The organism is Streptomyces sp. NH27 (assembly GCF_056859195.1).
Genome location: NZ_JACEGK010000383.1, coordinates 1 through 7700, shown reverse-complemented (window position 1 = coordinate 7700; position 7700 = coordinate 1). Strand labels below are relative to the sequence as shown.

5 protein-coding genes are annotated in these 7700 nt (G+C 70.2%); 2 read left to right on the top strand and 3 right to left on the bottom strand.

Annotated elements, in window-relative coordinates; all coding sequences use genetic code 11:
* Both AC13HU_RS26545 and AC13HU_RS26540 read left to right on the top strand, forming a co-directional pair.
* Window positions 1-556, top strand: a 556-nt coding sequence (locus AC13HU_RS26545) for an Rv1352/Rv1906c domain-containing protein (RefSeq protein ID WP_483044482.1), incomplete at its 5' end; no start/stop codon positions are given.
* A complete protein-coding gene (locus AC13HU_RS26540) occupies window positions 553-1377 on the top strand; it encodes a glycosyltransferase family 2 protein (RefSeq protein ID WP_483044481.1) in 825 nt (274 codons plus the stop codon). The genes AC13HU_RS26545 and AC13HU_RS26540, both read left to right, overlap by 4 nt.
* A 30-nt stretch (window positions 1378-1407) precedes the next feature.
* Here AC13HU_RS26540 and AC13HU_RS26535 read toward each other — a convergent pair whose 3' ends face one another.
* The 3 genes from AC13HU_RS26535 to AC13HU_RS26525 form a co-directional block, all read right to left on the bottom strand.
* A complete protein-coding gene (locus tag AC13HU_RS26535; RefSeq protein ID WP_483044480.1) occupies window positions 1408-2181 on the bottom strand; it encodes a glycosyltransferase family 2 protein in 774 nt (257 codons plus the stop codon).
* 243 nt (window positions 2182-2424) lie between these two features.
* Window positions 2425-4485 carry a LamG-like jellyroll fold domain-containing protein gene (locus AC13HU_RS26530; protein ID WP_483044479.1) on the bottom strand — a complete coding sequence of 687 codons (2061 nt, stop codon included), beginning with the start codon at window positions 4483-4485 and terminating at the stop codon, window positions 2425-2427.
* 141 nt (window positions 4486-4626) lie between these two features.
* Window positions 4627-7542 carry a family 78 glycoside hydrolase catalytic domain gene (locus AC13HU_RS26525; RefSeq protein WP_483044478.1) on the bottom strand — a complete coding sequence of 972 codons (2916 nt, stop codon included), beginning with the start codon at window positions 7540-7542 and terminating at the stop codon, window positions 4627-4629.
* Between the last annotated feature and the right edge of the window lie 158 nt (window positions 7543-7700).

Here is a 7700-nt window from a genome sequence, read left to right as displayed (position 1 = left end):
GTCCGGGCGGGTGCCCAAGGGCGACGACCCGGTCGCGGTGCTCGAAGGCGGCCAGGAGGTCTGCGACCGGCTGACCCGCACCTCCGCGATCGACCCGGCCGCGTCCGCCAGCGCCATCGTCACCGGCGACATCAGCATGTCCGGTGCCGGCGCGGCCGTGCGCACCCTGTGCCCCGACCAGAGCTACGTCATCGACGCGGCCGCGCGCGGCTTCGCCGACGGCAGCTTCACCGTCGCCGCCGAACCGGTCGCCGGCAAGTCCGTGGCCCCCGGCCGCTACCGGGCGCCGGCCGTCTCCCCCACCTGCACCTGGCGGGTGGCCGGCGCGAACGGCGCGACCCTCGCGTCCGGTACGGCCCGCACCGCGGCGAAGGCCGTGCTGACGGTGCCGGCCGGCGCGCGGACGGTCACCTCCAGCGGCTGCTACGCCTGGCTGCCACCGCTCGCCAAACCGACCGGGTCCGCGAAACCGACCGACCCCGCCAAGTCCGCGAGCCCCGCGAAGTCCGCGAAGTCCGCCGCCGAATCCCCCGCTCCTTCCGGAGGGACCTCGTGAACAAGCTCCCGCTGGTCGTGGTCATCCCGACGAAGAACGAGGCGGAGAACATCGCCCGTACGGTCTCCTCCGTCATCGACCACGTCGAGGCGGTGGTCGTGGTGGACTCGCACAGCACCGACGACACCTGCAAGATCGCGGCGCGGCTGGGCGCGGAGGTGGTCGACTACACCTGGGACGGCAAGTACCCCAAGAAGAAGCAGTGGTGTCTGGACCGGGTCCGCACCCAGACACCATGGCTGCTCTTCCTCGACGGCGACGAGACGCCCAGCCCGGAGTTGCTGGCCGAGTTGCGTACCGTCTTCGCGGCCGGATCGCCGTCGGTCGCCGCGTTCGACATCCCGCTCGGCTACTGGTTCGCCGGGCGGCGGCTGCGGCACGGCTACACCATCGTCAAGCGGGTCCTGCTCGACCGCACCCGTTGCCACTTCCCCGAACTCGGCGATCTGGACGCCCCCGGGATGGGCGAGCAGGAGGGCCACTACCAGCCGGTCGCGCCGTCGGCGGCCCGGCTGCGCTCCCCGATCGAGCACGAGGACCTCGACCCGGTGCGCACCTGGTTCGACCGGCACAACCGCTACTCCGACTGGGAGGCGTGGCTCGAACTCAACCCGTCGGTGAAGGAGGACATCCGCAAGGTCAAGTCCCGCCAGGGCCGGCTCTTCCACAAGGCCCCGTTCAAGCCCCTGGTCTCCTTCGCCTACGCGTACGTCTACCGGCGCGGCTTCCTCGACGGCCGCGCCGGCCTGGACTACGCGCTCGCGATGAGCTTCTACCGCTGGCAGATCGGCCTCAAGACGCGGGAGAACCAACGGAGTTGAGTGGGACTTTCGGCCTTGCCGGGAGGGGCACTAGATCCGCGAGTTGCGCAGCGACTGCCACACGGCGCCGGTCAGCGCCCGCGTCGCCCGCGGGACCGACAGTCCTTCGTGCTCGCGGTACAGCTCCCAGTTGTACGGGACGAGCGACAGCTTGTTGGAGGACAGCGATCCCGCCTGGTGGGCCCGGTACACGGCAAGCGGCTCGGGAAGGCCCCGGGCGTCGGCGCCGTCGCGCATGATCGACAGCCACAGGGCGTAGTCCTGCCGCTTGCGCATCTCCGGCATCAGCCTCGTGCCCAGGACGTTGCGGTCGTACATGGCGGTGAGAGCACCGATGTGGTCCTGGACCAGCATCGCGCGGTAGTCCACGTGTTCCCGCGCACGGACGACACGTCCGTTCGGGATGAAGTCGGTGCTCTCGCCGTCGTGGTCGGCGTCCATCTTGAAGTACGAGGTGAACGTCAGGGGCGCGCTACCGGCCGCCGCGAAGGCGATCTGCCGCTCCGTCTTCTCCGGCAGCCACATGTCGTCGCTGTCGAGGAAGGCGACGTAGTCCCCCCGGGCCCGCTCCATGGCGAGGTTGCGAGCCCGACCGGCACCACCCCGCTCGGGTGCCGATTGCGGCAGCACGCGCTTGTCCTGCCGGGCGAACTCCAAGAGCAGGTCCATGGAGTTATCGGACGACTGGTCGTCGGTGACCAGCAACTCCAGGTCGCTGTGGGTCTGTGTGAGTACCGACCGGACAGCCGCGCCGAGCGTGGCTGCCGAGTTGTACACGGGCATCACGACAGACACCAGAGGCACAGCGCTTCTCCTTGCTCGGCCAGAACAACGGTCTATTCAAGCACTTTCGATCGGCTCCGCGGCCTACTCCGTGACCGCCGATCCCGCTGCGGGACGGAAGTACCCGACCTGACCTACGGCGTTCGACACCCGCCGCAACGGCAAGCCTCGGCGTCCGCACCGGCGGCGGCGGCCGGGTTTGTACGCGCCGCCGCCGGAGTGACCTTGCAGGCGTCGAGACTCAGGCGTTCATGGAGTCGAGGCTCAGGCGTTCATGAACCCGCTCGGCGAAAGGGCGCGGTTCACGATACGCACATCGCCGATCGAGCCGTGGAAGACCTGGTCGATCGCGCCGTCCCACTCGTAACCGCCCAGCAGGAAGGGCAGGTTGAGGGAGGTGAGACCGATGGCCGGGGTACTGGGGTTACGGCCTTCCTCGCAGCCGTTGACGTAGAGCTTGGTGATGCGGCCGTCGTTGACGATCCCGACGTGCCACCACTCCTCCTGCTGGAGCAGGTGGCTCCAGTTGGTGGCCGCGCCGGTCTGGTTGAGCGGGTAGGCGTTCCACTGGAGTTCGATCCCGCTGGAGAGGCTGAGCGCCAGCACCGGCTCCTCGGCGGTCGCCGCGGGGCCGTTCTTGCCCGCCTTGGCGGCGCTGCCGCTGCGGCTGAGCATCGCCGACCAGGCGCTGCGGTCCGGGTTCCAGTCGGCGGGCACCTTGAAGAACACCTCGAAGGTGTAACCGTGGGCGAAGGTCTCGGCGTTGATCGGCGCGCGGTCGACGGTCTGGAAGTACGCCCCGGTGACCGGGTTGCCCTGCCCGGCGAAGACGAGGCTGCCGTGGCCGGGCTGGTCCGGGTGGTGGTCCGCGGTCCAGGTGAGCGCGTGTGCGGCGGTGCCGGAAACGCTGTGCAGGGCAAGGTCGTTGCCGTGGCCGGCCTGGTCCTTGATCACGGTCCCCGCGGCCACGTCGCGGCCGTCCTTGCCGCCCTCGTCGAAGCGCCAGTACGCCAGCGTGCCGGGCACCAGCATCCGCCGCGCCGGGCGGGCGGCGCGCGACGGCACCGGCGCGAAGCCCGCGAACCGCTTCTCGAAGTCGATCGCGACGGAGAAGTAGTCGACCGGCGAGGTCAGTTCGATCTCCTTCGCGGCCAGTTCGTTCAACTCGCCCTTGGCCGCGAGCTCGCGTATCCACGGCGAGAAGGTCGCGACGTCGATCACCCCGCGGTTCAGGTCGAAGCGGTAGGAGCGGATCATGCCGGCGCCGCCGTAGTACCGGTCCTGGTAGTTGGTGATGTGCAGGTGCACGTCGTTGCCGGCGCTGTTCTTCAGCACGGTGCTGCCGGGCGGCCAGTAGTGGCCGTTGAGGGTCAGGAAGATCTGGTCGTTGTCCTTGATCAGGCCGTCCCACAGCTGGTGCCCGTACTCGGACAGCGACGCCTCGGCGCCGTCGTCGGCGTTGACGATCTCGTGGGTGGTCACGATCACCGGGAGCTTCGGGTTCGCCTTGATGACCGCGTTGGCCCAGGCGAAGCCCTTCTCCGACAGCCGCCAATCGAGCGAGAGCAGCATCCAGGACCGGCCGCCGGCCTTGAAGATGTGGCAGGTGTTGTAGCCGTCGGGGCTGCAGGAGTGGTAGCTGGGCGTCCGCTTGGCCCGCGCCGGGCTGAAGGTCTTCAGGTACGGGGTGGCGCCGCGTTGGTCGGTGCCGGAGACGTCGTGGTTGCCGGCGACCACGCCGTACGACGCCCCGGCCCGGTCCAGCATGTCGAAGACCTTGGTGGCCGCGGCGTACTCCTCGGTCAGGCCGCTTTGGGTGACGTCGCCGAGGTGCGCCAGGAAGACGATGTTCTCGTCGTTGCCGCCCGCGCGGCCGGCCGGGTCCAGCACGTAGCGGAACGACGCCTCGACCGGCACCGGGTGGATGCGGTCCTGGTCGAACATGTACTGGGTGTCGGGCATCACCACGACGGTGAACCGCGGGTCGTCCGGGTCGGGCTTCCACTTGCCACGCGGCGCGGGCGTCATCGACGTCCGGCCGTACGGGTCGTCGTCCTTGCCGCCGCCGTTACCGCCCCCCTTGCCGGAGCCCTGAGCCTCGCCGGCGGCGTACGCGGGCGCCGCGCCGAGCAGGCCCGCCGCGGCCGCACCCGCGCTGATCACGCCGGCGCCGCGCAGGAACGTACGGCGGCTCGACGCGGCGAGACCCTCTCCGTCCAGGTCCGCGGTGCGCGGGCAGGAACACTCCGCGCCGTGGCCGTCCTGGCCGTCCTGGCCGCCGTTGGTCTCGTACGCCCCGGGCGCATTGTCGGGTGAGCCGTGCATCTCTACTCCAAAGGTGAGGATTCGAACGGCGCCACGCTAGAGATCGTTCCCGCACCGCAGGACGGCGTTCCGGAGACCACCGGCCGAACACTCCCCCAACACCAGGCCGCCGGGGACGGCCTGGTCACGCGGCGGCACGGCTCAGCCGCGGGCCCGGAAGGTGTAGTGCCCTCCTGCCACCGTGTAAGCGGCGTAGCCGTCGGCCCACTTGGTGAAGCGGGCCCCTGCCGCGGCCGTGATCCGGTGCGGCGAGGTCGCGGGGACGTAGATCGTCGCGGTCGTGCCGCGGGGCACTACGACATCCATGACGAGGTCCTTCCCGGCGTCGTGCCAGCTGCTGCTGATCGTGCCGTGTGGCGAGCGCAGGGTCGCGTCGGCGTGGGTGAGTCCGCCGCCGGGCTGCGGCCGGATGGAGAAGTGCGCGTAGCCGGGATGTGCCGGGTCGGGGACGATCCCCGCGATGGTGCTGTACATCCAGGTGCCGACCGCGCCGTCCACCGCGTGGTTGAAGGAGTTGCCGTTCACGTTCGGGTTGAACGTGCCGTCGGTGAGTATCCCGTCCCAGCGCTCCCAGACCGTGGTCGCCCCGTGCGCGATCTCGTAGCCCCAGGACGGGTAGCTGGTCTGCTCCAGGAGCCGGTAGGCGACGTCGGTGTGCCCCGAGGCGGACAGCACGGGCAGCAGCCACTGGGTGCCGACGAAGCCGGTGGCGAGGTGGTCGCCGCCCGCCTGGATGAGCCCCACCAGCCGGTCCGCCGCCGGGGTGCGCAGGCCCGCGGGCAGCAGGCCCAGATGGAGGGCGAGCACGTAGTCGGTCTCGCTGTTCCCGGCGATGCTGCCGTCGGCCGCGACGTACTTCGCGTCCCACGCGGCCACGATCCGTGTGAACAGGGCGCGGTAGCCGGCCGCGTCGTCCCCGCGGCCGATGGCCGCGGACATCTGCGCCATCAGCGAGGTGTCGTAGGCGAAGTACGCGGTCGCGATCAGGTCGGCGGGGGTGGACTGGTTCACGTTCATCCAGTCGCCGGCGGGGGCGAACGACGCCGGCAGGATCAGATCCGTGCTCATCGACTCCATCGCGGCGACGTACTTCCGCATGGCGGCGTAGCTGCTCCTGACGATGGCGGTGTCGCCGTAGCTCTGCCAGGTGGTGTACGGGATGACCACGCCCGCGTCGCCCCAACCCCCGCCGTAGCCGGAGTCCCCCACCGACCACGTCGGCGCGACGTTGTCGAAGACGCCCTGGGGCGACTGGCTGTCGATCAGGTCGCGCTCCCACTTGGTGTAGAAGCCGTCGAGATCGCGGTTGAACGTCGCGGTCGGCGCGAAGAAGTCGGCGTCGCCCGCCCAACCGAGGCGCTCGGTACGGGCGTTGGTGTCGGTCGGGACGGAGAACAGGTTGTCCCGCTCGCTCCAGGTGATGTTCGACTGCAACTGGTTGACCATGGCGTTGGAGGTCGAGAAGTCGCCGATGACGGGCGCGTCGGTGCCTTCCACCACTCCGGTCAGGTCCGCGAGCGTGGGCTTTCCGGGGTAGCCGGTCACCGACACGTACCGGAACCCGTGGTAGGTGAAGTCCGGTTGGAAGGTCTCCGGGCCGCCGCCGCGCAGCGTGAAGGTGTCCGTCTGGGCGGCGGTCAGATACGGGGCCGGGCCGGCGGCGAGGTTGGCGGTGTACAGGGTGCCGTCGGGATTTACCACCTGCGCGTGCCGAAGGGTGACCGTGCTCCCGGCGGGGCCGCGCACCCTCAGCCGCACCACCCCGGAGATGTCCTGGCCGAGGTCGTAGACGTACGTCCCGGGCTGCACTTCGGTGACGCTCACCGGCTTGACGGTGCCGGTCACCCGCACCGGCGGGCCGATCTGCGGCACGACCTTCGACGACTGGTCGGGCTGGACGTCGACCGGCGCCCAACCCGCGCCGGTGAAGCCGGGTTCGGCCCAACCGGGCTGCTCCGCGCGGGCGTCGTAGGACTCTCCCACGTAGTTGTCGGCGAACGTCACCGGCCCGTCGGTGCTCCCCTGCCAGGACGGGTCCGTGTCGACGAACTGCACGGTGCCGTCGGTGTAGGTGACCTGCAACTGTGCCCACAGCGCGGGGGTCGTGCCGTACTGCCCGGCGCCGAACCAGCCGACGTCGCCGGCGTACCAGCCGGGCGCGAGCTGGGCGGCGATCGCGTTCGCGCCGCGGGTGAGCAGCCCGGTCACGTCGTAGCTCTGATACTGGATCTGGTCACGGTAGTTGGTCCAGCCGGGGGCGAACAGGTCGTCGCCGACCCGCTTTCCGTCGATGCTCATCTCGTAGATGCCCAGCGCCGAGGAGTACAGCCGCGCACTCCTGACCTTCTTCCGCAACGTGAACTCGTCGCGCAGCCGCGGGTTTTGGCTGTCGGGTTGCAGCATGGCGCTGGAGTTGACGACGTCCAGGCCGTCGGCGCCGATCGTTCCGGCGCTGAACGCGTTGCGCTCGCCCGCGCTGAACGGGTCGTCCAGCAGCTTCTTCCCGGCCGTGGAGGTGACGGTGAGATCCCGGTAGGTCGCCTCCTCGGTGGGCGACTCCCGGAACCCGATGGTGCCCTGCGCGTACGCGGACTCCCGCGTCGTATCGACCGCGACGCCGTCGACGGAGGTGGTGATCGTGTCGCCGTCGGCCGTGATGCGCAGGTGGTGCGGGGTGTGAAGCGCGTCCGGCCCGATCACGTCGCCGATGGGCGTCTCGGTCACCTCGGCCACGCCTCCGCCGGCCCACACGTGCTTCTTCAACACGGGTACGGAGCCGGTCACGTTGACCTGCCACATGTACGAGTCGGCCGGGCCGGACTGCGCGCGGAAGTAGACGCTCGCGGCCTCCTTCACCACGGTGAAGTCGACGTCGACGGTGTAGTCCGACCAACTCGTGTCGGCCGCGTTCACACCGATCCAGTCACCCCGGCCGAGGTCGGGGCCGCCCTGCCCCGGCGCGGCGCTCGCCCCCGCCGGCAGCGCCGGCTGAAGCGACACGACCAGCAGGAAGAAGAGCAGCACCGCGAACGCCCGGCGTCCCTTGCGTGGTCCCATGTGCGGAGGGCCTTCCTCTCGATCCGGAACGCGGCCGGCACCCGGCACTTCTCGCCGCCCACCCGCCCGATGTAACGTTTCAACCAAGCCGCGCAGAACCTACGGCCGTACGCCCAGCACGTCAAGGGAACGGGACGGGAAGCCGAGCAATCGGGAAG